Origin of the sequence: Paenibacillus sp. FSL R7-0163, from assembly GCF_037969975.1 — a bacterium.
GTDB lineage: Bacteria > Bacillota > Bacilli > Paenibacillales > Paenibacillaceae > Paenibacillus_AQ > Paenibacillus_AQ odorifer.
This window is the reverse complement of sequence record NZ_CP150224.1, coordinates 6,017,098-6,040,362: the sequence shown is the minus strand read 5'-3', so window position 1 is coordinate 6,040,362 and position 23,265 is coordinate 6,017,098. Positions and strand designations below refer to the sequence as shown.

Annotated in this window: 17 protein-coding genes, 10 tRNA genes, 3 rRNA genes and 1 other RNA gene; all 31 read left to right on the top strand. The window is 46.4% G+C overall.

Annotated elements, in window-relative coordinates:
- Positions 1-177 precede the first annotated feature (177 nt).
- The 31 genes from fba to NST45_RS26350 all read left to right on the top strand — a co-directional run bounded on the left by fba (position 178) and on the right by NST45_RS26350 (position 23,219).
- Positions 178-1,032 carry a class II fructose-1,6-bisphosphate aldolase gene (gene fba / locus NST45_RS26500; protein ID WP_036679934.1) on the top strand — a complete coding sequence of 285 codons (855 nt, stop codon included), beginning with the start codon at positions 178-180 and terminating at the stop codon, positions 1,030-1,032.
- 188 nt (positions 1,033-1,220) lie between these two features.
- Positions 1,221-2,474, top strand: a complete 1,254-nt coding sequence (locus NST45_RS26495; RefSeq protein ID WP_036679932.1) for a UDP-N-acetylglucosamine 1-carboxyvinyltransferase — start codon at positions 1,221-1,223, stop codon at positions 2,472-2,474.
- Between the two features lie 164 nt (positions 2,475-2,638).
- The gene (gene rho, locus NST45_RS26490; protein WP_036679930.1) at positions 2,639-3,991 is read left to right on the top strand and encodes a transcription termination factor Rho; all 1,353 of its coding nucleotides are present in this window, start codon (positions 2,639-2,641) and stop codon (positions 3,989-3,991) included.
- A gap of 25 nt (positions 3,992-4,016) precedes the next feature.
- Complete coding sequence (locus NST45_RS26485) at positions 4,017-5,294, top strand: radical SAM protein (protein WP_038568079.1); 1,278 nt, start codon at positions 4,017-4,019, stop codon at positions 5,292-5,294.
- A 121-nt stretch (positions 5,295-5,415) separates the two neighbouring features.
- Complete coding sequence (gene rpmE, locus NST45_RS26480; protein ID WP_036679927.1) at positions 5,416-5,613, top strand: 50S ribosomal protein L31; 198 nt, start codon at positions 5,416-5,418, stop codon at positions 5,611-5,613.
- A gap of 117 nt (positions 5,614-5,730) precedes the next feature.
- Positions 5,731-5,999, top strand: an RNA gene (gene ffs / locus NST45_RS26475) — signal recognition particle sRNA large type.
- Between the two features lie 137 nt (positions 6,000-6,136).
- Entirely contained in the window at positions 6,137-7,906 is a 1,770-nt protein-coding gene (gene dnaX, locus NST45_RS26470) for a DNA polymerase III subunit gamma/tau (protein WP_076148013.1), read from the top strand.
- 47 nt (positions 7,907-7,953) lie between these two features.
- On the top strand, positions 7,954-8,265 hold the full coding sequence (locus tag NST45_RS26465) for a YbaB/EbfC family nucleoid-associated protein (protein WP_036679924.1): 312 nt from the start codon (positions 7,954-7,956) through the stop codon (positions 8,263-8,265).
- A gap of 38 nt (positions 8,266-8,303) precedes the next feature.
- Complete coding sequence (gene recR / locus NST45_RS26460) at positions 8,304-8,903, top strand: recombination mediator RecR (RefSeq protein ID WP_036679922.1); 600 nt, start codon at positions 8,304-8,306, stop codon at positions 8,901-8,903.
- A gap of 136 nt (positions 8,904-9,039) precedes the next feature.
- Positions 9,040-9,291, top strand: a complete 252-nt coding sequence (locus NST45_RS26455) for a DUF2508 family protein (protein ID WP_036679920.1) — start codon at positions 9,040-9,042, stop codon at positions 9,289-9,291.
- A 33-nt stretch (positions 9,292-9,324) separates the two neighbouring features.
- Positions 9,325-9,591, top strand: a complete 267-nt coding sequence (locus NST45_RS26450; RefSeq protein ID WP_326047968.1) for a pro-sigmaK processing inhibitor BofA family protein — start codon at positions 9,325-9,327, stop codon at positions 9,589-9,591.
- Between the two features lie 302 nt (positions 9,592-9,893).
- A 16S ribosomal RNA gene (locus tag NST45_RS26445) occupies positions 9,894-11,451 on the top strand.
- Positions 11,452-11,575: 124 nt separating this feature from the next.
- Positions 11,576-11,692: ribosomal RNA gene (gene rrf, locus NST45_RS26440) — 5S ribosomal RNA — on the top strand.
- Between the two features lie 46 nt (positions 11,693-11,738).
- Positions 11,739-11,815, top strand: a tRNA-Ile gene (locus tag NST45_RS26435).
- 24 nt (positions 11,816-11,839) lie between these two features.
- Positions 11,840-11,915: transfer RNA gene (locus NST45_RS26430), tRNA-Ala, on the top strand.
- A 165-nt stretch (positions 11,916-12,080) separates the two neighbouring features.
- Positions 12,081-15,007: ribosomal RNA gene (locus NST45_RS26425) — 23S ribosomal RNA — on the top strand.
- The 16S, 23S and 5S rRNA genes sit together here with 10 tRNA genes alongside, the layout of an rRNA operon.
- Positions 15,008-15,089: 82 nt before the next feature.
- A tRNA-Ser gene (locus NST45_RS26420) sits at positions 15,090-15,181 on the top strand.
- Between the two features lie 30 nt (positions 15,182-15,211).
- Positions 15,212-15,288, top strand: a tRNA-Met gene (locus NST45_RS26415).
- Positions 15,289-15,296: 8 nt separating this feature from the next.
- Positions 15,297-15,372, top strand: a tRNA-Val gene (locus tag NST45_RS26410).
- Positions 15,373-15,404: 32 nt separating this feature from the next.
- Positions 15,405-15,480 (top strand) — tRNA-Thr (locus NST45_RS26405).
- A 14-nt stretch (positions 15,481-15,494) separates the two neighbouring features.
- Positions 15,495-15,572 (top strand) — tRNA-Asp (locus NST45_RS26400).
- 62 nt (positions 15,573-15,634) lie between these two features.
- Positions 15,635-15,707: transfer RNA gene (locus NST45_RS26395), tRNA-Phe, on the top strand.
- An 8-nt stretch (positions 15,708-15,715) separates the two neighbouring features.
- A tRNA-Tyr gene (locus NST45_RS26390) sits at positions 15,716-15,801 on the top strand.
- Between the two features lie 5 nt (positions 15,802-15,806).
- A tRNA-Lys gene (locus NST45_RS26385) sits at positions 15,807-15,879 on the top strand.
- A gap of 149 nt (positions 15,880-16,028) precedes the next feature.
- Positions 16,029-17,123 carry a helix-turn-helix domain-containing protein gene (locus NST45_RS26380; RefSeq protein WP_036687042.1) on the top strand — a complete coding sequence of 365 codons (1,095 nt, stop codon included), beginning with the start codon at positions 16,029-16,031 and terminating at the stop codon, positions 17,121-17,123.
- 111 nt (positions 17,124-17,234) lie between these two features.
- On the top strand, positions 17,235-18,356 hold the full coding sequence (ugpC, locus tag NST45_RS26375; RefSeq protein ID WP_036687044.1) for a sn-glycerol-3-phosphate ABC transporter ATP-binding protein UgpC: 1,122 nt from the start codon (positions 17,235-17,237) through the stop codon (positions 18,354-18,356).
- A 210-nt stretch (positions 18,357-18,566) separates the two neighbouring features.
- The gene (hprK, locus tag NST45_RS26370; protein ID WP_036687047.1) at positions 18,567-19,505 is read left to right on the top strand and encodes an HPr(Ser) kinase/phosphatase; all 939 of its coding nucleotides are present in this window, start codon (positions 18,567-18,569) and stop codon (positions 19,503-19,505) included.
- Positions 19,506-19,517: 12 nt separating this feature from the next.
- The gene (gene lgt / locus NST45_RS26365; protein ID WP_038568089.1) at positions 19,518-20,549 is read left to right on the top strand and encodes a prolipoprotein diacylglyceryl transferase; all 1,032 of its coding nucleotides are present in this window, start codon (positions 19,518-19,520) and stop codon (positions 20,547-20,549) included.
- Positions 20,550-20,554: 5 nt separating this feature from the next.
- Entirely contained in the window at positions 20,555-21,211 is a 657-nt protein-coding gene (gene ppaX, locus NST45_RS26360) for a pyrophosphatase PpaX (RefSeq protein WP_038568092.1), read from the top strand.
- Complete coding sequence (locus NST45_RS26355) at positions 21,208-21,717, top strand: acyltransferase (RefSeq protein ID WP_170914218.1); 510 nt, start codon at positions 21,208-21,210, stop codon at positions 21,715-21,717. Before ppaX ends, NST45_RS26355 begins: the two co-directional genes overlap by 4 nt.
- A 293-nt stretch (positions 21,718-22,010) precedes the next feature.
- Positions 22,011-23,219, top strand: coding sequence for an acyltransferase (locus NST45_RS26350; protein ID WP_038568095.1), 1,209 nt, complete (start codon positions 22,011-22,013; stop codon positions 23,217-23,219).
- Positions 23,220-23,265: the final 46 nt, after the last annotated feature.

Below are 23,265 nucleotides of genomic sequence, written 5' to 3'. Positions count from 1 at the left end.
CGTGGTGACTCCGAAGAGGATGAGTCTAATTGCTATATGGGCTGGATAAAAATCGTCCCACCGGGACATTTTTTTGTTTACCCTATTTAGTATTTGACACAGGATGTGCTATAATAAGCCTGTATGTGATGTCGGTTTAAAAACATAGCCAACCAACATTCTTAGGAGGATGAAACCATGCCATTAGTATCTATGACAGACATGTTGAACAAAGCACTTGAAGGAAAATATGCAGTAGGTCAGTACAACATTAACAACTTGGAGTGGACTCAAGCTATTCTTGGTGCCGCTGAACAAGAAAAATCACCAGTAATCCTTGGTGTATCTGAAGGCGCAGCACGCCACATGGGCGGCTTCACTACTGTTGTTAAAATGGTTGAAGGTCTAATTATTGACATGAATATCACTGTTCCTGTAGCTATCCACCTTGACCATGGATCTAGCTTTGATAAATGTAAAGCAGCAATTGATGCTGGATTTACATCCGTAATGATCGACGGTTCCCATCACCCAATCGATGAGAACATCGATATGACTAAAAAAGTCGTTGAATATGCTCACGCTAAAGGCGTTTCTGTAGAAGCTGAAGTAGGTACTGTTGGTGGACAAGAAGACGACGTTATCGGCGGCATCATGTATGCTAAGCTTGATGAGTGCGTACGTATTGTGAAAGAAACAGGTATCGACACCCTGGCTCCTGCACTTGGTTCCGTTCATGGACCTTACCATGGCGAGCCTAACCTCGGATTCAAAGAAATGGAAGAAATCCGTGACGCTACTAACATCCCAATGGTTCTTCATGGTGGTACAGGTATTCCTGAACATGACATCAAGAAAGCCATCTCCCTGGGTACTTCCAAAATCAATGTGAACACTGAGAACCAAATCGTGTTCGCAAAAGTGGTTCGCGAAGTTCTAGCTGCTAAACCTGATGCTTACGATCCACGTACATTCATCGCACCAGGTCGCGATGCAATCAAAGAAACCGTTATTGGTAAAATTCGCGAATTTGGATCCAACAACAAAGCCTAATCATTGTAGCTTCCGCCTCAGGTGGACAAGCAATTTGTTAAAGGATAGGGCTATTACTCTGTCCAGTTGAATAGTTTGATGAGGAAAGCACACCGCTTAGCCGGTGTCTTTCCATTTTCATCACTAAAAGTCCACAGCACGTATTGCCCACCCAGCTGCAATACACGTAGGGGGAAATTGATAAATCTATGGAAAAATTAATGATTGGCGGTGGACGTCCGCTAGAGGGCGTTGTAACCATCAGTGGAGCAAAGAATAGTGCCATTGCGCTTATTCCTGCGGCAATTTTGGCCGAATCTGAAGTTGTTCTGGATAATTTACCGTCCCTTAGTGATGTAGCCGTTTACTCCGAAATCTTGCAAGAGCTTGGCGCTAATGTATCCTGGTCAGGCAATCAGATGAGAATTGACCCTTCACGTATTGTATCTATTCCAATGCCCAATGGGCCGGTTAAGAAACTTAGAGCTTCGTATTATATGATGGGAGCTCTGCTTGGAAGATTCAAAGAAGCGACAATAGGTCTTCCTGGTGGCTGTAATTTTGAACCTCGTCCAATTGATCAACATATCAAGGGTTTCGAGGCTTTAGGAGCAACAGTTACCAACGAACATGGTTCTATCCATTTATATGCAAAAGAGCTACGCGGTGCGAAGATTTATCTGGACGTATCAAGCGTAGGTGCCACTATAAACATCATGCTGGCGGCTTCACGAGCCAAAGGCTCTACAATTATTGAAAATGCGGCTAAAGAGCCTGAGATTATAGATGTAGCTACCCTATTGAACTCTATGGGCGCTGTTATTAAAGGCGCTGGTACAGAAACCATCCGGATCGAAGGGGTCTCGGAAATGCACGGTTGCCGTCATTCCATTATTCCCGATCGGATTCAAGCAGGAACTTATATGATTGCCGCTGCGGCTACGCGTGGTAATGTGTTGATAGATAATGTTATTCCTAAGCACTTGGAAGCCTTAACAGCCAAGCTTTTAGAGATGGGCGTGGATATTGAAGAGCTTGATGAAAGTATCCGAGTTATAGGTAGAGCTAATTATGAACATGCAGATGTTAAAGCACTGACCTATCCTGGATTTCCTACAGATTTACAATCTCCTATGACAAGTATGCTGACACAGGCAGAAGGGGTTAGTGTGCTTAGCGATTTCGTTTACAGCAACCGCTTCAAGCATGTGCCAGAGTTGGTAAGAATGGGCGCAAAGATTCGTGTTGAGGGCCGATCTGCAATTATTGAGGGCAGTAAACTTAATGCTGCAAAAGTAAAGGCAGCTGATCTGCGTGCGGGTGCAGCCCTTGTCATTGCCGGGTTAACAGTAGAGGATGGTATTACTGAAGTGACCGGCGTAGAGTATATTGATCGTGGTTATGATAATTTAGTGAGCAACCTTCGGCAACTTGGTGCTCATGTTTGGCGTGAGAATGAATAATATTAGGATATCCCGCTTGGAAGGAGTATTAATTTGCGGCCAAACCGCATATTTCCTTCCATTTGGGGTAATACTAACCTAATGAGCATTTTAATAGAATCATATTTTTGCCTAGTAGATAGACTAGGAAGAACTCATTTAAAAATTGAATAGGTGGTTATTACATGGATCTTCAAATTTCCGATCTGGAAGAAATGAAGCTGACCGAGTTATATAAGCTGGCCAAGAAATACCAGATTCCTTATTACGGACAGCTGAAGAAACGGGAACTGATCTTTGCGATCCTTCGGGCACAGGCAGAGCAGAGCGGTCTCATGTTTATGGAAGGCGTACTAGAAATTTTGCCTGAGGGCTATGGATTTCTTAGGCCGATTAACTATTTGCCCAGCGCTGAAGATATTTACATCTCAGCTTCACAAATTCGTAAGTTTGATCTCAGAAGCGGAGATCTTGTGTCTGGTAAATGTCGGACACCAAAAGAAAATGAACGATATTTTGGCCTGCTTCAAGTCAATGCCGTTAATGGCGAGAACCCTGCTAGTGCAGCGGAGCGTCTTCATTTTCCAGCATTAACACCACTTTATCCGCAAGACAAGCTACCGCTTGAAACATCCCCTACTCATTTGTCTACCCGAATAATGGATTTGCTCGCTCCTGTAGGTTTGGGGCAGCGGGGTTTGATTGTAGCACCTCCAAAAGCAGGAAAAACGCTCCTCTTAAAAGAAATTGCCAATAGTATTTCCACTAATAATCCTGAGATTGAGCTCTTTGTATTGCTGATTGATGAACGTCCTGAAGAAGTAACCGATATGCAGCGTTCTGTAAAAGGCGAAGTGGTTGCATCGACGTTTGATGAGCTTCCAGAGAATCATATTAAAGTGGCTGAGCTTGTGTTGCAAAGGGCACTTCGTTTAGTTGAGCACAAGAAGGATGTAGTTATTCTTTTGGATAGCATTACGCGTCTGGCGCGTGCTTATAATCTGGTGGTTCCACCATCTGGACGTACACTAAGCGGGGGGATTGACCCGGCGGCTTTTCACCGGCCGAAGCGGTTTTTTGGTTCTGCACGGAATGTGGAAGAAGGCGGCTCATTAACTATTTTGGCAACAGCATTAATAGATACTGGCTCGCGTATGGATGATATTATATATGAAGAATTTAAGGGTACCGGTAATATGGAGCTTCATTTGGACCGCAAATTGGCGGAACGCCGGATATTCCCAGCTATCGATATTCGTCGTTCAGGTACACGTCGCGAAGAAGTGCTCTTGAGCAAAGAAGAACTGGATACGATTTGGGCGATTCGCAAAAATATGAACGAATCCTACGATTTTGTGGAGGGATTCATCAAAAAGCTGCGTGATACGAAGACTAATGCTGAGTTCTTGGCATCCTTTGACGTTGCTGGGGCAAAAACAACACCAAACGGGACTGCAAGTAACGGGGGCACTTCCAACAGTGGTACAGCTGCTCGTCGTACCACGCGGGCGAAGACACCTTCAGTACCTACAACTTGAGAATTGATAATAAGAGGAGACTAACATGTATTTGGTATATGCCGACGGGCAAGGAAACGTATATGATCATCCCGAACTGTACGGGCTAGCTCGTAGCGGGGATATGATTGTTGAAATGCTGGAGGAAGAATTAATTCCATTACCAGAAGGTGCTACGCTCGTGGGCTTGCCTAGTACACGTGCTGTGGGTATGAATCCTGAGACGGGTGAAATGATGTCTTTGCCGGAAGGCTCGCAGGCTGTCGGAGCGCTGCTGCCGCAAGGCTATACTCGTCTATGTCTTCCTGGTTATGTGAAGACAGATAAGTCTTATAAGCTTCCTCTGTTTGGGTATTCGGCTGTAGTGTGGAAGGATGGCGGGTTCTATGTTGCGGCAGACCCTACCGATAATCCAGAGAAATGGAATCCACTTAATTGTGACAAAGAAGATCTTGAAGTCAGCGTTGGTGAGATGACAGCCAAATATCCTGATAACCGTCTCTATGAGCATCTTTCTAACTGTGCGCTTGGCTATGAATGCCTGACTTCCTCCAATACCTTTTTAGGGCGTTGGGAGGGCGGTGTACCCGTCTCTTATTCATGTAATGCTGGATGTTTTGGCTGTATTTCTGAGCAACCTGATGATAGCGGCTTTGTATCTCCGCAGACTCGGATGAATTTCCGGCCTACGGTCAACGAAATTTCACAAGTTATGTTGGAGCATTTAAAGACGCCTGAATCGATTATCAGCTTTGGACAAGGCTGTGAAGGGGAACCTTCCACGCAGGCAAAACTTATTATAGAAGCTATTCGTGAAGTGCGCTCGATTACTGATATGGGCTATATCAATATCAACACCAATGCGGGATTAAGCGATCATATGCGAGGAATCGTTGATGCTGGACTCGATTTGATGCGTGTCAGCACAATCAGTGCCCTTGATGACCATTATAATGCTTATTACAAACCACGCGGTTATACATTGGCCAATGTAGAAAAATCTTTGAAATACGCTGCTTCGCAGGGGGTTTACACATCGATCAATTATCTGATCTTCCCTGGAGTGACTGATCGCGAAGAAGAGATTGAAGCGATGCTGGAGTTTGTAAGACGTACTGATCTGAAGCTTATTCAGATGCGTAATCTAAACATTGACCCGGAGAGCTATTTAGAGTTGATTCCTCCTGCCCAGGGTGAAATCCTTGGGATGAAGACGATGCTTGATATTTTCCGCGATGAACTGCCGGATGTAGTTATAGGCTCTTATACACATGTGCCACCAGCAGATATGGCGCGGGCTAAGCGGCGGGGAATCAATATTTAAGCGGCTAAAATGTAAAAATGAAACATATTGCCCAATTCGATATTTCGTGCTAAAATACCACAGTGTAATCATATAACTCTGGGTCCGCATGAGGCTTAGGGCATGAGAGGTGAAATTCAAAATGCAAGAAGCAATTCAACCAAAGTATAATGTAACTAAGGTAACCTGCGCATGTGGCAACACTTTCGAAGCTGGCTCTGTTAAACAAGAGCTTCGTGTCGAAATTTGCTCCAACTGCCATCCGTTCTTCACTGGCAAGCAGAAGTTCCTGGATGCCGGCGGTCGCGTAGATAAATTTAAGAAGAAATATGGTATCTAATTTGAACAGTCGCTTTGCGGCTTAACGGTTAGATTGAGCCCCCAGCTGTATAGCTGAGGGGCTCATTTTATGTCTTGGAGTTGATTTTTGTCCGAGCGTGAGCTATACTTATCTTCGCCGTGCTAGACGGGGAGGTAGCGGTGCCCTGTAACTCGCAATCCGCTGTAGCGAGGTTGAATTCCTGTTAGAGGTGCTATCGATGTGAGGCCTTGGTTCCTATGGGCTGTGTTGACAGTTGGGTCCTCCGCAATGAGTGCTTATGAACCTGGTCAGGTCCGGAAGGAAGCAGCCATAAGTAAGATTACTCTTGTGCCGGAGGGTGGCCTAACTCGAGCAGTCATGTAGGGTTGCCGCTTGGATCGTAGCCATCAATAACAGGTGCACGGTTTATAATTCTGTTTATCATAGCATCTTTGCCACAAGCAAAGATGCTTTTTGTTTTTGGTCAATAGCCGATGAATATAGTATAATAAATTTGCGACAAATGCCGGGAAAGCGGCAGCTTAAGAGAGGGTAATGCATAGTGGAACATATCGCGCTGTACCGTGCTTGGCGGCCGCAGTCGTTTCAAGACATGGTTGGACAACAGCACATTATCCAAACGCTGCAGAACGCAATTCGTGAACAGCGGGTTTCGCATGCCTATCTGTTCAGCGGTCCGCGGGGAACTGGTAAGACAAGTGCTGCTAAAGTCTTAGCTAAAGCGGTTAACTGTGAACGTGGGCCAGGTCCGGAACCTTGTAACGAATGTCCATCCTGCCTGCGAATCGCTGCGGGTAATGTAATGGATGTGCAGGAAATAGATGCGGCATCAAACCGGGGCGTAGAGGAGATCCGTGATCTGCGTGAAAAGGTGAAGTATGCACCTACCGAGGTACGCCGTAAAGTGTATATCATTGATGAAGTGCATATGCTGACTACAGAAGCTTTTAATGCTCTATTAAAGACGTTGGAGGAACCTCCGTCACATGCGATGTTTATTCTTGCGACAACGGAACCTCACAAATTGCCAGCGACAATAATTTCCCGTTGTCAGCGTTTTGACTTCCGTAGAGTGGCGTTAGAAGAACAGACCGCCCATCTGACTGCTATTTGTGAGAAGGAAGGGATTACAGCGGATAACAACGCATTGCAGTATATTGCCCGTCTATCTGATGGCGGTATGCGTGATGCATTGAGCTTGCTGGATCAGATTTCATCCTTTACAGATGGTAATGTTACGTACGAACAAGTGTTAGGAATGACAGGAGGAATTCCCTCCGAGCAATTTGCACGTCTTGCCACTGCCATATTGGAAGGTGATATGGGTCTTCTTCTGGAGCTCGTTGAGCAGCTTATGCATGAAGGTAAAAGTGCAGATAAATGCCTAGAGAATCTCATGTATTATTTCCGAGATTTATTGATGATTAAGATGGTACCCGAGGCCGATCAATTAACAGAGCGGGTGCTGAATCCTGCTGAATTTAAAGATATGGCCACCGCATTTTCTCGGGAGCGTCTATTTCAGATTGTAGATACAATCAATAAATACCTAGGTGAAATGAAATACGCAACACATCCTCAGACACTGTTTGAAGTGGCGCTGATGAAGCTTTGCAGCTTGCAGCAAGAGGTAAGTCAGAGCGCCGCATTTGCTCCGTTAGGTGAAACAAATGCCGGAGTAGGCGCGAATAATTCGAGTGTTGACTCTGGTGAACTGGATCTTCTCAAAAGACAGATCGCAGCACTGGAGAAGAAGCTGGAACAGGCTATGCAATCCGGTGGTATTTCCGGAGGAGGGCGTGATGGTGCTTCTGCACCGAAATCGCATGCGGTTCCAACACCGCGGGTTTCTTCAGCCTCAAAAATGCCTCCTAACGTAGATAAGTTTATTGCTGGTAAAGATAGTCCCGATTTTGCAGCAATCTATAAACAGTGGAGCCTTGTCCTGCAGGGAGTAAAAGAGGAAAAGGTAACGGTTCATGCATGGTTTGTAGACGGTGAGCCAGTATCGATTATGGAGGATGCGGTGCTTGTTGCATTCAAGAACACGATTCACCGCGATACTACTGAGAAGCCGGCAAACAGACAGGTTATTGAGAGTGTGCTTGCAGCGCGTCTAGGCAAACCTTATAGACTTGTAACCATGATGCTTCGTGACTGGAATGAAGCTGCCCAGAAGTCTGTGGGACAGACTGGCAAAGAAGAACTGCAGCTGGAGCATGAACACGATACTGCAGAAGCTAAACCTGAACCTTGGATTGATGAGGCTATCCAGCTTTTTGGAGAAGACCTTGTTGTCATAAAAGAGTAATATAAACATACTAGCGCTAATTGCGCATTCCAAAGGAGAGACGAAGTATGAATAATATGAACCAAATGATGAAGCAAGTTAAGAAAATGCAGGAGCAAATGCTCAAAGCTCAAGAGGAACTCGGAGGCAAGGTTATTGAGGGTTCATCAGGTGGCGGCGTAGTTACTGTTCAAGTAAACGGCCACAAAAAATTGCTGTCTATTCAAATTAAACCGGAAGCCGTTGATCCGGAAGATGTTGAAATGTTGCAAGATCTTGTAATCACTGCTGTAAATGATGCATTGACTCAAGCTGAAGAGCTTGCTAACAATGACATGGGTAAATTCACTGGTGGAATGAAGATCCCAGGCTTGTTCTAATAGCCCACTCCACTTCAGTCTAAAGGAGAATTATTAATTTGTATTATCCCGAACCGCTAGCTAAGCTGATCGATGCTTTTACGCGTTTGCCCGGGATTGGACCGAAGACAGCCGCCCGGTTAGCTTTTCATGTGCTTAACATGAAAGAGGATGAAGTCATTGATTTTGCAAAAGCGCTAGTAAGCGTCAAACGCAATCTTCACTATTGCTCGGTCTGCTGTAATATTACGGATACGGACCCATGTAAGATATGTCAGGACAAAACTAGAGATCCTTCAGTGATATGTGTGATACAAGACTCTAAGGATTTGGTGGCTATAGAACGAACCAAGGAGTTTAATGGATATTACCATGTTCTTCAGGGCGCAATTTCACCTATGGAAGGTATCGGCCCTGATGATATTCGCTTGAAAGAATTATTGACCCGTCTGAGTGATGAAAGAGTAAGCGAGCTTATTATGGCGACCAACCCCAACATCGAGGGAGAAGCAACGGCGATGTACATTTCTCGTCTTGTTCGGCCGTTTGAGATTAAAATCACCAGGATAGCTCATGGCTTGCCTGTAGGTGGCGATCTTGAATACGCTGATGAAGTTACCTTGTCCAAAGCGTTGGAAGGCCGTCGCGAGCTATTCTAGCAGCTCTATAGTGGTATTTTTCAAAAAGGAAGCCCTCGGGTTTCCTTTTTTTGTTCTAAGTTTGTCCCTATCCCGATATGAATGAGAATAACGAGATGTGTATTTTGCATCAAAATTATTCTGAGGAGGAATTGAAATGGGATGGTGGAGAGAGCTGTGGCGGGGAGTGGATAAGGAACAAGGTAAAAAGGAAAGTGAGGGATGGGAAACCCTCTTAGAGGTCCGTAAGGCGCATTCAGAGTGGGAGAGGGCGTATCTAATGTTCGACGAGGCATTGGGACAGGATCAGATAGATTACGCGATATATATTCTGGAGGCTGCAGAACGTAAATATCAGATACATCTCAAACATGCAAAAAGCTTGGGGTTGAACAGTAGTCAAATATAAGGGCTTATAAATAAATGTATAAGGGGGATCTACATGCTTAGAATGATAGCTATGGGCGTATTGATATTATCCGTTATCTTATTAGGTTTAGTTGTATTTAGAAAAAAGCTGGGTTTTGGGTGGCTAAGCTTATTTGGGGTTCATTTGGTATTGGCTGCACTCGGGATATATGTAGTGAACTTCTCGGGTTTGCTCACGCAGGTGTATATCCCTTTGAACCCTGCAACTATAGGCGCAGTAACGGTTCTTGGGCTTCCTGGCGTGGCTATGTTACTCGGATTAAGAATAATTTTATTTTAATGCTTGACGTGGCTTTGAAAAATATGATACATTAAGTCTCGCCCGTTTGGACAAGCTGTTGATTAACAACTTGCTGAAATGGTCAAGCAAAAAAAGAAATTAAAAAAATGCTTGACGAAAACAAAGGCGCTGTGATATATTATAAAGGTCGCTGCTGACAAGCAACGACGACGAAAGATGAGACATTGATCTTTGAAAACTGAACAACGAGTGAGTGGGAAATCACGTAAGTGAAATCCAAAATTAGAGAATTAATTTTCTCGTCAGATGTTTCAAAATGAGCATATCGCTCTTTTCAATACTAATTGGAGAGTTTGATCCTGGCTCAGGACGAACGCTGGCGGCGTGCCTAATACATGCAAGTCGAGCGGAGTTATTTTGAAAGCTTGCTTTCAAAATAACTTAGCGGCGGACGGGTGAGTAACACGTAGGCAACCTGCCCTTCAGACTGGGATAACTACCGGAAACGGTAGCTAATACCGGATAATTTCTTTTTTCTCCTGAGAGAAGAATGAAAGACGGAGCAATCTGTCACTGAGGGATGGGCCTGCGGCGCATTAGCTAGTTGGTGGGGTAACGGCCCACCAAGGCGACGATGCGTAGCCGACCTGAGAGGGTGAACGGCCACACTGGGACTGAGACACGGCCCAGACTCCTACGGGAGGCAGCAGTAGGGAATCTTCCGCAATGGGCGAAAGCCTGACGGAGCAACGCCGCGTGAGTGATGAAGGTTTTCGGATCGTAAAGCTCTGTTGCCAGGGAAGAACGTCCGGTAGAGTAACTGCTATCGGAGTGACGGTACCTGAGAAGAAAGCCCCGGCTAACTACGTGCCAGCAGCCGCGGTAATACGTAGGGGGCAAGCGTTGTCCGGAATTATTGGGCGTAAAGCGCGCGCAGGCGGCTATTTAAGTCTGGTGTTTAAACCTTGGGCTCAACCTGAGGTCGCACTGGAAACTGGGTGGCTTGAGTACAGAAGAGGAAAGTGGAATTCCACGTGTAGCGGTGAAATGCGTAGATATGTGGAGGAACACCAGTGGCGAAGGCGACTTTCTGGGCTGTAACTGACGCTGAGGCGCGAAAGCGTGGGGAGCAAACAGGATTAGATACCCTGGTAGTCCACGCCGTAAACGATGAGTGCTAGGTGTTAGGGGTTTCGATACCCTTGGTGCCGAAGTTAACACAGTAAGCACTCCGCCTGGGGAGTACGGTCGCAAGACTGAAACTCAAAGGAATTGACGGGGACCCGCACAAGCAGTGGAGTATGTGGTTTAATTCGAAGCAACGCGAAGAACCTTACCAGGTCTTGACATCCCTCTGAATCTGCTAGAGATAGCAGCGGCCTTCGGGACAGAGGAGACAGGTGGTGCATGGTTGTCGTCAGCTCGTGTCGTGAGATGTTGGGTTAAGTCCCGCAACGAGCGCAACCCTTAACTTTAGTTGCCAGCAGGTTAAGCTGGGCACTCTAGAGTGACTGCCGGTGACAAACCGGAGGAAGGTGGGGATGACGTCAAATCATCATGCCCCTTATGACCTGGGCTACACACGTACTACAATGGCCGGTACAACGGGAAGCGAAGCCGCGAGGTGGAGCCAATCCCATCAAAGCCGGTCTCAGTTCGGATTGCAGGCTGCAACTCGCCTGCATGAAGTCGGAATTGCTAGTAATCGCGGATCAGCATGCCGCGGTGAATACGTTCCCGGGTCTTGTACACACCGCCCGTCACACCACGAGAGTTTACAACACCCGAAGTCGGTGGGGTAACCCGCAAGGGAGCCAGCCGCCGAAGGTGGGGTAGATGATTGGGGTGAAGTCGTAACAAGGTAGCCGTATCGGAAGGTGCGGCTGGATCACCTCCTTTCTATGGAGAATCGTTCTCTGCAATGAGGACATTCAAATCGGAAGTTTAACTTCCATAATAGAACCTTCGGGTTCGAACACTCACTCGTGTTCAGTTTTGAAAGAGCAAGTCTCTTTCGCATGCGTTTGGTGGCGATAGCGGAGGGGTTCCACACGTACCCATCCCGAACACGACCGTTAAGCCCTCCAGCGCCGATGGTACTTGGACCGAAGGGTCCTGGGAGAGTAGGACGTTGCCAAGCGGACAACCAATTCATTGGTTGATTCACAATGTTATATATGTTATATGGGCTTTTAGCTCAGTTGGTTAGAGCGCACCTCTGATAAGGGTGAGGTCGGTGGTTCGAGTCCACCAAGGCCCACCATATAACATTATAGAGTAATTTTATGGGGCCATAGCTCAGCTGGGAGAGCGCCTGCCTTGCAAGCAGGAGGTCAGCGGTTCGATCCCGCTTGGCTCCACCATAAATTTTTAAATGAATAACTTTTTTAACTTGATCCTTGAAAACTGGATACCGAAACGAATTTGCGTTTTAGAACATCTTTTAGCAACTTGTGCAAACAAGTAAATGTTATTAGTGAGATTTTTCAAAGAAGATATCGTTCGATATTTTCCTACGGAAAAATCAAGGTTAAGCTAATAAGAGCACACGGAGGATGCCTAGGCGCCAGGAGCCGACGAAGGACGTGGCGAACAACGAAACTGCCTCGGGGAGCTGTAAGCAAGCTTTGATCCGGGGGTGTCCGAATGGGGAAACCCAGCTGTGGTAATTCGCAGTTACTCATACCTGAATACATAGGGTGTGTAGAGGCAGACCAGGGGAACTGAAACATCTAAGTACCCTGAGGAAGAGAAAACAATAGTGATTCCGTCAGTAGCGGCGAGCGAACGCGGAACAGCCTAAACCTAAGAGCTTGCTCTTAGGGGTTGTGGGACGTCTCACATGGAGTTACAAAGGAATATGGTAGGTGAAGAGGTCTGGAAAGGCCCGCGATAGAGGTAAAAGCCCTGTAACCTAAACTGTGTTCTCTCCGAGACGGATCCCGAGTAGTGCGGGGCACGTGAAACCCCGTATGAATCCAGCAGGACCATCTGCTAAGGCTAAATACTACCTGGCGACCGATAGTGAAACAGTACCGTGAGGGAAAGGTGAAAAGCACCCCGGAAGGGGAGTGAAATAGAACCTGAAACCGTGTGCTTACAAAAAGTCAGAGCCCGATCTATGGGTGATGGCGTGCCTTTTGTAGAATGAACCGGCGAGTTACGTTTAACATGCAAGGTTAAGCCGAGAAGGTGGAGCCGCAGCGAAAGCGAGTCTGAATAGGGCGATTGAGTATGTGGACGTAGACCCGAAACCGTGTGATCTACCCCTGTCCAGGGTGAAGGTGCGGTAACACGCACTGGAGGCCCGAACCCACGTACGTTGAAAAGTGCGGGGATGAGGTGGGGGTAGCGGAGAAATTCCAATCGAACTCGGAGATAGCTGGTTCTCCCCGAAATAGCTTTAGGGCTAGCCTCGGTATAAGAGTAGTGGAGGTAGAGCACTGATTGGGTGCGGGGTCCGCAAGGATTACCAAGCTCAGTCAAACTCCGAATGCCATATACTTATTGCCGGGAGTCAGACAGTGAGTGCTAAGATCCATTGTCAAAAGGGAAACAGCCCAGACCATCAGCTAAGGTCCCCAAGTGTGTGTTAAGTGGGAAAGGATGTGGAGTTGCACAGACAACCAGGATGTTGGCTTAGAAGCAGCCACCATTGAAAGAGTGCGTAATAGCTCACTGGTCGAGTGACTCTGCGCCGAAAATGTAACGGGGCTAAACACACCACCGAAGCTATGGCTAGATACGTATGTATCTGGGGTAGGGGAGCGTTGTGTAGGGGTTGAAGGTGTACTGAAAAGAGCGCTGGACACTACACAAGTGAGAATGCCGGTATGAGTAACGAAAAGATCAGTGAGAATCTGATCCGCCGAAAGCCCAAGGTTTCCTGAGGAAGGCTCGTCCGCTCAGGGTAAGTCGGGACCTAAGGCGAGGCCGAAAGGCGTAGTCGAAGGACAACAGTTTGAAATTACTGTACCACCGTAATCCGCTATGAGCGATGGGGTGACGCAGGAGGGTAGTGACGCGGACTGATGGATGTCCGTCTAAGCAGTGAGGCTGATGTGTAGGCAAATCCGCACATCGTTAAGGCTGGGCTGTGATGGGGAGCGAAAATTATAGTAGCGAAGGTCATGATCTCACACTGCCAAGAAAAGCCTCTAGCCAGGAGAAGGTGCCCGTACCGCAAACCGACACAGGTAGGCGAGAAGAGAATTCTAAGGCGCGCGGAAGAACTCTCGTTAAGGAACTCGGCAAAATGACCCCGTAACTTCGGGAGAAGGGGTGCCCCGGTAGTGTGAATAGCACGAGGGGGCCGCAGTGAAAAGGCCCAAGCGACTGTTTAGCAAAAACACAGGTCTGTGCGAAGCCGCAAGGCGAAGTATACGGGCTGACGCCTGCCCGGTGCTGGAAGGTTAAGGGGAGTGGTTAGGGGTAACCCGAAGCTATGAACCGAAGCCCCAGTAAACGGCGGCCGTAACTATAACGGTCCTAAGGTAGCGAAATTCCTTGTCAGGTAAATTCTGACCCGCACGAATGGCGTAACGACTTGGGCGCTGTCTCAACGAGAGATCCGGTGAAATTTTAATACCTGTGAAGATGCAGGTTACCCGCGACAAGACGGAAAGACCCCATGGAGCTTTACTGCAGCTTGATATTGAATTTGGGTACGATCTGTACAGGATAGGTGGGAGCCGTAGAAATCGGAGCGCAAGCTTCGGTGGAGGCGCCGTTGGGATACCACCCTGATCGTATCTAGGTTCTAACCTAGTGCCCTTATCGGGTACGGGGACCGTGTCAGGCGGGCAGTTTGACTGGGGCGGTCGCCTCCTAAAGAGTAACGGAGGCGTTCCAAGGTTCCCTCAGAATGGTTGGAAATCATTCGCAGAGTGCAAAGGCATAAGGGAGCTTGACTGCGAGACCTACAAGTCGAGCAGGGACGAAAGTCGGACTTAGTGATCCGGTGGTACCGCATGGAAGGGCCATCGCTCAACGGATAAAAGCTACCCTGGGGATAACAGGCTTATCTCCCCCAAGAGTCCACATCGACGGGGAGGTTTGGCACCTCGATGTCGGCTCATCGCATCCTGGGGCTGAAGTAGGTCCCAAGGGTTGGGCTGTTCGCCCATTAAAGCGGTACGCGAGCTGGGTTCAGAACGTCGTGAGACAGTTCGGTCCCTATCTGTCGTGGGCGCAGGAAATTTGAGAGGAGCTGTCCTTAGTACGAGAGGACCGGGATGGACGTACCGCTGGTGCACCAGTTGTTCCGCCAGGAGCATGGCTGGGTAGCTACGTACGGACGGGATAAGCGCTGAAAGCATCTAAGCGTGAAGCCCCCCTCAAGATGAGATTTCCCAATTAGTAAGACCCCTTGAAGACGACGAGGTAGATAGGTTGGAGGTGGAAGTGCAGCAATGCATGGAGCTGACCAATACTAATCGGTCGAGGGCTTATCCTATACTTAGAATGCAAATTCGTTTCGGATTCAGTTTTCAGGGAGTCAAATTCCTGTTTGGATTGCTGTGGTACTGATATCGTTTGGAGAGATACCCAAGTGGCTATAAGGGGACCCTCTGCTAAGGGGTTAGACTGCGTAAGCGGTGCGTGGGTTCGAATCCCACTCTCTCCGCCATTTTCAATCCATAGCAATACTAATTATTGTGGCGGTGTAGCTCAGCTGGCTAGAGCGTACGGTTCATACCCGTGAGGTCGGGGGTTCGATCCCCTTCGCCGCTACCATAATACCTGGAGGCTTAGCTCAGCTGGGAGAGCATCTGCCTTACAAGCAGAGGGTCGGGGGTTCGATCCCCTCAGCCTCCACCATTTTCATCTTTTTAGAATTGCTTTTACACCGTGCCGGTGTAGCTCAACTGGTAGAGCAACTGACTTGTAATCAGTAGGTTGGGGGTTCAAGTCCTCTCGCCGGCACCATTTTTAATTAATGCGGAACCGTGGTGTAGTTGGCCTAACATGCCTGCCTGTCACGCAGGAGACCGCGGGTTCGAATCCCGTCGGTTCCGCCATTTTTTCCACAAAATGAGTGGGAAGTGTAAGACTTTTCCGCTTAATTGTCATGTAATCTTATGGCTCGGTAGCTCAGTCGGTAGAGCAGAGGACTGAAAATCCTCGTGTCGGCGGTTCGATTCCGTCCCGAGCCACCTTTTTTGGGGGATTAGCGAAGTGGCCAAACGCATCAGACTGTAAATCTGCTCACGTACGTGTTCGGTGGTTCGAATCCATCATCCCCCACCATTTATGAGCCATTAGCTCAGTTGGTAGAGCACCTGACTTTTAATCAGGGTGTCGAAGGTTCGAGTCCTTCATGGCTCATCCCAAACAGAAAGTCATCACCTTAGGGTGGTGGCTTTTTTTGTGTTTTTATGTCGTATTATAGTAGCGCGCTGCTGTAGTGATTAACATAATATTAGAGAATATGCTAAAATAGGCGAAAAGAGCAAAAGTGGTGGAGTATGGTGACTATGGATAGCGAAACATTGCGAAAAAAGTTAGAGCAGCTCACCGGAAAGAAAACCGGAATCAAGCAGTTAGGGAGGCAACATTCAGCTTCTCTTTTTAGCCTGGGATTGGAAGCACAAGAACAGCCGGTAATCCATGAAGGTCATCTTTGGGCACCATTATATGAGACTGATGGACGTGTAACCGCTGTCTGGGTGGAATTGGATGGACTTAACTCTTTGGAAATACAATTAGTGAATTATGCGGTTCGAAACTTTGCAATTGCACTAAAAGCTACTGGGGTTAGAGAAGAAGGGGAAGCGGAGGCTCGGCAGCTGGGTACCTGGTTGAACACCGAACTGGAGCAAGAGAAAAATGACTCTGAGATACCCGATGAGATGGCTCTAAAGGGACGTTTATTCGGAGATATGGTTCCATTCCTACTTAGCAGTGAGAATGCACATAGCCCGCAGATCACTTATCGTTCCTTAATGAAGCTGTTGCGCAGCTATTTTGAGAATGAAATTCTGCTTATACCTCTTCAAGAAAAAGAATGGCTAATATTGGCCCGGAAGGAACTACTCACGGGCGGAGATGATAAGGATGAGGAAGAAGAGAGTGTAGATGAAATTCTGGCTCAGACCAGCATGGGCTTACACGAACTGATAGCCAGCGAATGGGTAGGTGTATTCCATTTGGCTGTAGCTCCGGCTATAGTTCCTGTTAAGGGATTGACGGGATCCGTGGCCTTGCTGAGGGAGACTATTGTACTCGGTCGTATTTTCCAAGTGGGTGAGTATATTCATTTACCTTGGGAGCTGCATTTGGAACGATTGGTTAACAGCATTCCTGATGCACGGCGTAAACAGTTACTTGGACAGATTGGCGACTATTCTTCCGTATTATCGGATAAAGAGATGCTGATGACCCTGGAGACGTTTTTTGAGATGGATTGTAATGTAAGTGAAACAGCCAAGAAGCTATATATTCATCGCAACACGCTTTTATACCGTCTGGACAAGATCAAACAGGAGACTGGCGCGGATGTGCGTAGCTTTGGGGACGCTGCTATTGTGAAGCTTACTATGCTTTTGTATAAAGTGACGAAAAGGAAATAGGTTTTTTGTGAACGTTACAAATAGCCACCGTGTCCCGTCTAGGGTAATATAAATGTACAAGGAAAAAAGAATTTTTCAATTAATCAATAATTAACTCGAGGGGGAAATACAATGGCAGGCGTACGTTTAGAGCATATTTTCAAAAAATACCCGGGTTCAGATAAAGCAACAGTAATGGATATCAATCTTGATATTAAAGATAAGGAATTTCTAGTATTGGTTGGACCATCCGGTTGCGGTAAATCCACAACTTTGCGTATGATCGCTGGTCTGGAAGAAATCTCCGAAGGTAAAATGTACATTGGCGATCGTGTAGTCAACGACGTTGCACCTAAAGACCGCGATATCGCGATGGTATTCCAATCCTACGCCCTGTATCCGCATATGAGCGTATACCAAAACATGGCTTTCGGTTTGAAACTTCGTAAAGTGAAGAAAGATGAAATCGACAAGAAAGTACGTGAAGCTGCTAGAATTCTCGATATCGAGCATTTGCTAGATCGTAAACCAAAAGCACTTTCCGGTGGTCAACGCCAACGTGTAGCTTTGGGACGCGCTATCGTACGTGATCCACAAGTCTTCTTGATGGATGAGCCTCTTTCCAACTTGGATGCTAAACTTCGTGGTCAAATGCGCGCTGAAATCACTAAACTGGTTAAACGCCTTGAAACCACTTGTATCTACGTAACGCATGACCAAACAGAAGCTATGACAATGGGTGACCGTATCGTAGTTATGTATGATGGTATCATTCAACAAGCTGCTTCCCCTGAAGAGTTGTACAATGAACCAACTAACCTGTTCGTAGCTGGATTTATCGGATCCCCTACAATGAACTTTATCAATGGTACTTTGTCCGAAGCAAACGGTTCTGTCCGTTTCCGTGCTGAGAACCTTGATGTTGAAGTACCAGGCGGAAAAGCTCAAATCATCCGCAGCAAAGGCTACATTGGCAAAGAAGTAATTATGGGCGTTCGTCCAGAAGATATCCATGAAGAGCCAGTATTCTTGGAAGCTTCCCCGAACACAATCTTTACTTCATTGGTTGATGTAACTGAAAACCTTGGTCACGAAATGCTCCTTTACTTGAGCGGCCTTGGTAAATCTACTGTAATCGCTCGTGTAGATGGACGTTCCACTACTCGCGAAGGCAGCAAGCCAAAATTGGCTATCGATATGAACAAAGTTCACTTCTTCGATAAAGAATCCGAAGTTAACATTCTGTTGGGATAAGATCGCAGGATCTTTTCTCTCTTGATAAAGCCACCCGAAAGGGTGGCTTTATTGTTTAATTAGGGTCGTAATGGATAGGCGTTAAGATTGCATTCACAAGCGTTATCAATTAAGATAGCAGGAGAATTACCTCCGGAATTGTAATGAGATCGCTGTCAACCGGACGCAGTAAGCGGACATATACCGCAGGTGACGAAAGGACGAATTTACATGGCTAAGAAAGTAAAAGTATCTGAATTGGTACAACATTTTCAATTAGAGGTTATTTCCGGCCAGGAAGGTCTAAAGCGACCTATTACGGTCGATGACCTGAATCGCCCTGGACTAGAGATTGCTGGTTATTTCGAATATTATCCGGAAGAACGTGTTCAACTATTAGGTAAGACAGAACTCGCATTCTTCTCCATGCTGCCTGAAGCTGAACGTAAAAGTAGGCTTCGTGGAATCTGTAATGACAATACACCTTGTATCGTAATTACCCGTAGTTTGGATGTGCCACAGGAGTTAATTGATATAAGTAATGAAAAGGGACTTCCTGTGCTTCGTAGCTCGATGGCTACGACTATTTTCTCCAGCCGTTTGACGAGCTTCTTAGAAGGGAGATTAGCCCCTACAGCAACGATTCATGGTGTACTCTGTGATGTATATGGTGTAGGTATGCTGATTACTGGCAGTAGTGGTATTGGTAAGAGTGAGACAGCCCTTGAACTTGTAAAACGTGGACATAGACTGATCGCTGATGATGCCGTGGAAATCCGCCAGACTTCAGATAACCAGCTGCATGGTACAGCCCCTGAGTTGATCCGTCACTTGTTGGAAATTCGCGGAGTAGGTATCATTAACGTAATGACACTTTTTGGTGCGGGTGCTATCCGTAATCATAAACGGATTACACTTGTCGTTAGATTAGAGGCTTGGCAGCAAGACAAGCAGTATGACCGGCTTGGACTTGATGAGGAAACGACGCGGATTATTGATACCGATGTTCCACTTGTAACCATTCCTGTACGTCCAGGACGTAACCTTGCCGTTATTATTGAGGTTGCTGCGATGAACTATCGCCTGAAGCAAATGGGCTTTAATGCAGCCCTGCAGTTTACGAATAAGTTAACTGCGACCATATCTGAGGATATGGACGATCTCGATTAGGAGTGTGAGACAATGTTCCCATTAGCAATAGATCCTATTGTATTCTCAATTGGATCACTGCCTGTACACTGGTACGGGTTAATACTAGGGGTCGGTGCACTCGCGGGATTATTTCTTGCGATCCGCGAGGGCAAACGGTTCGGAATCCCGCAAGAATTCTTTATGGATATGCTGCTACTGGGTGTACCCTCGGCAATTATAGGGGCACGGATTTATTTTGTAGCTTTTAAATGGGACGATTATAAGCATAATCTGATAGACGTCTTTAAGATCTGGAATGGCGGCATCGCCATTTACGGCGCATTAATAGGAGCGATTATTTGCGGAATTATTTATTTCCGTTATAAGGGTTACCCTTTCTGGCGTATTGTTGATATTTGCGCACCTGGACTACTGGCGGGTCAAATGATTGGCCGCTGGGGAAACTTTGTCAACCAAGAGGCATACGGCAGCGTAGTTGAGGAATCTTTTTTACGGGATAAACTGCATTTACCTGACTTCATCGTTAATCAAATGTACATAGGGGATGCTTTTCATCATCCGACTTTCCTGTATGAATCTCTTTGGAGCTTACTAGGGATTGCGTTATTGATGGTTCTCCGTCGTCAGAAGTTTGTACGTGCTGGAGAAATCTTCATGTCTTACTTTATATGGTATTCCATCGGTCGGTTCTTCATCGAGGCTGTGCGTACTGACAGTTTAGCTTTTAACGGAAGTGCAGGACTGGCTTCGTTTATAAATGGCTTATGGAGTCCGATGGAATGGTTAGGTTTTGAACAAGGATATCTGGATCCTGCCTATGGTAATATTCGTATTTCTCAGCTGCTTTCTCTACTGATTATTGTGGCAGCTATATTATTAATCGTTATTCGCAGAGTAACCGGAGAGCCTAAAGCACATTATTCTGACCCTATCGTATGTACTAAACTGATCCAAGCAGATACTGTAGTGCCAGAAAGCGCAGTAAATACACCGCAGAAAACTCGTCAAGGAACACAACCTGAGCAAGGACAGCCAGCGGATGGAGATAAGAAGGAGCAGTAAAACTTATGATAGAATGCGTTCTTTTTGATCTGGATGGAACGATTGTCGATACGAATGAGCTAATCATTAGTTCATTTATGTACGCGCTGAAGGACAATGGTCTGGCTCCACTGACCAGAGAAGAGATAATTCCGCATATGGGAACAACCCTTCAGCAACAGATGAGAGTATTCTCTGGACTAGAGGATGTAAATGGTACGTTAGAAAAGTCCTATCGTTCTTATAATAATGAGCATCATGATGAGTTAGTGCGGTCCTTCCCGCTTGTAAAGGAGACCATTGAGGAGCTCTCGAGTCGTGGGATCAAACTTGGGATTGTAACTACTAAGATCCGTCCAACAACGATCAAGACTCTGGAAAGGTTCGATTTGCTTAAGTACATGGATACGATTGTGACTGTGAACGATGTTACTGAACCAAAGCCACATCCGGAGCCCGTTCTGACAGCGGTCAAAAACCTTGGCGTTGATCCTCGTAAAACCTTAATGATAGGTGACAGTGCGGTTGATATTCAATCAGCCAAAGCTGCCGGTGTATACGCTGTTGGAGTATCTTGGTCTTTGAAGGGCGAGGATACGCTCCGCAAGTATGATCCGGACTTTATCATCCATAACATGAAGGATATTATAGAAATTATGGAGCGAGGAACGAATGAATCGTGAGAAACGTAACCCGTTATCCAGTAGAAGGTCATAACTCACTTTGGTATATTTACCGTACGGTCAGCCCTTGGAAGGGTGTCCGCAACTTTATTTTTATTCAGATTGCCCGCTATTGTCCGATTCTACCGTTAAAGAATTGGATCTATCGACGGATGCTGGGGATGAAGGTTGGTAAACACACGGCTTTTGGTCTTATGGCAATGGTGGATGTGTTTTTTCCGGAGAAAATAACGGTAGGTGAGAATTCTATTATTGGTTATAACACGACGATTCTGGCGCATGAGTATCTGATCAAGGAATATCGCCTGGGCGAAGTGGTGATCGGTGAAAATGTATTGATCGGCGCGAATACAACGATTCTTCCCGGTGTAACCATTGGAGATTGGGCAGTTATAGCTGCTGGCTCCGTGGTGCACAAAAATGTGGCGGCTGGCTCTTTTGTCGGAGGCAATCCACTGCGAGAGCTGCGCCCCTCTTCAACGGAAGAACATGCGGAACAAGTGTAAACGATGCTTTTTTAACCCTGCAGTTACATATTGCGTTTTTTTAGCGCAGGTTCTGCAGGGTTTCTTGCGTCTTAGAGAAGATTATTAAGGAAACTTTAAGTTCTTCTTAAGTTTTTAGAACAGATACATTCGATATAATTAGCGTTAGTGATAAGGCGAATCCCACGCTAGGCATTCAGCTTCAAATATCAGAATGTAAAATCAGCAGGTGCAGGCTTCCTGGTATTTTCAGTTTCCACATTCCGCTTAGCGTCTCTATGAACAACCATCATAGTAGAGAAGAGGAATATAATATGAACACTGCGAGACAGGAAAGGCTGCCCCAGCTGGATATCTTCAGAGCATTAGCGATCTTAGGCGTATTGCATGTGCATTCCTCATCTTTTGCCGCTGGAGAGCAGGCACTGCATTCACCTTATTATTACTGGCTGAACTGGATCAACATTTTCTTTAAATTCGGTACGCCCTCATTTATTTTTCTGAGCAGCTTTGTATTGTTTTATAATTATTATGGGCGCCCTGTGACACGCAGCCTGATTATTAATTTCTACCGTCGTCGATTAAAGTATATTTTATTGCCTTATCTGCTAGCCTCTATGGGCTATTACGCACTAACCTTATATGTGAACGGACGATTGACCCAGAACCTCGGTGGCAACCTGTACAGCTTTATTAGAGCGTTATTCTCAGGTTCCGCATATGCGCATTTGTATTTTGTATTTATCAGCATTCAGTTTTATTTGCTTTTTCCAGTACTGCTTAAGCTACTCCAGAGTTCCCGCTTTTTAATAAAATGGGCGATTCCACTCGGATTGGCACTTCAGTGGGGGTTTATTTTCTGGAATAAATACGAACTGCACATTGTTGAAAAAGGGAGCTTGGCGATCTCTTATCTGGCTTATTATATGATGGGCGCTTATATCGCGATTCACTTTGAGAAGGTGAAGACGTGGCTGATGAAGCCATGGAGGCAGCTAACTGCCAAGCAAAAAGGATGGACTGCCCTGTTAGTGAGCGGGTGGTTAATTGCAGCCTTTATCCATGTGCAGCTATGGTATGTGGCCCGCCATTTTGGGGTGTGGACGGATTCGTTGTGGTACGAGCTATTATGGAATGTCCATACGATGTTATCTGCATTGGTTCTGTTGTATGCTACATTTCTGATCTATCGTAAGGCTCCTCGCGGGATTGTTGCTTTTTTTACTCGTTTGGGTGAACTCTCCTTTGCGATATATTTGATTCATCCGCTATTGCTGGCGGTATATCGCAGGTTCAGATATCATATTCCCCTAGAGTCGCTAACATATGTTTTGTTCATCTACGGAGGGCTTGTGGTCGCACTGGGAGGGAGCTGGCTTATTGTGCAGTTTGCTTTCCGGCGAGTTCCGGGTTCATGGATTATTTTTGGAAGCGTGCCTCGCTCTTTGGAGTCCAGTCCGCAGGAAAAGTCAGGTTATATCCCTGAGGAACGGGCAAAGGGGTTCGTGCAGCAGGAGAAATAACGTTAAAAGAAGGTCTCATACACGCACACGCTTAAACGTGGGGAGG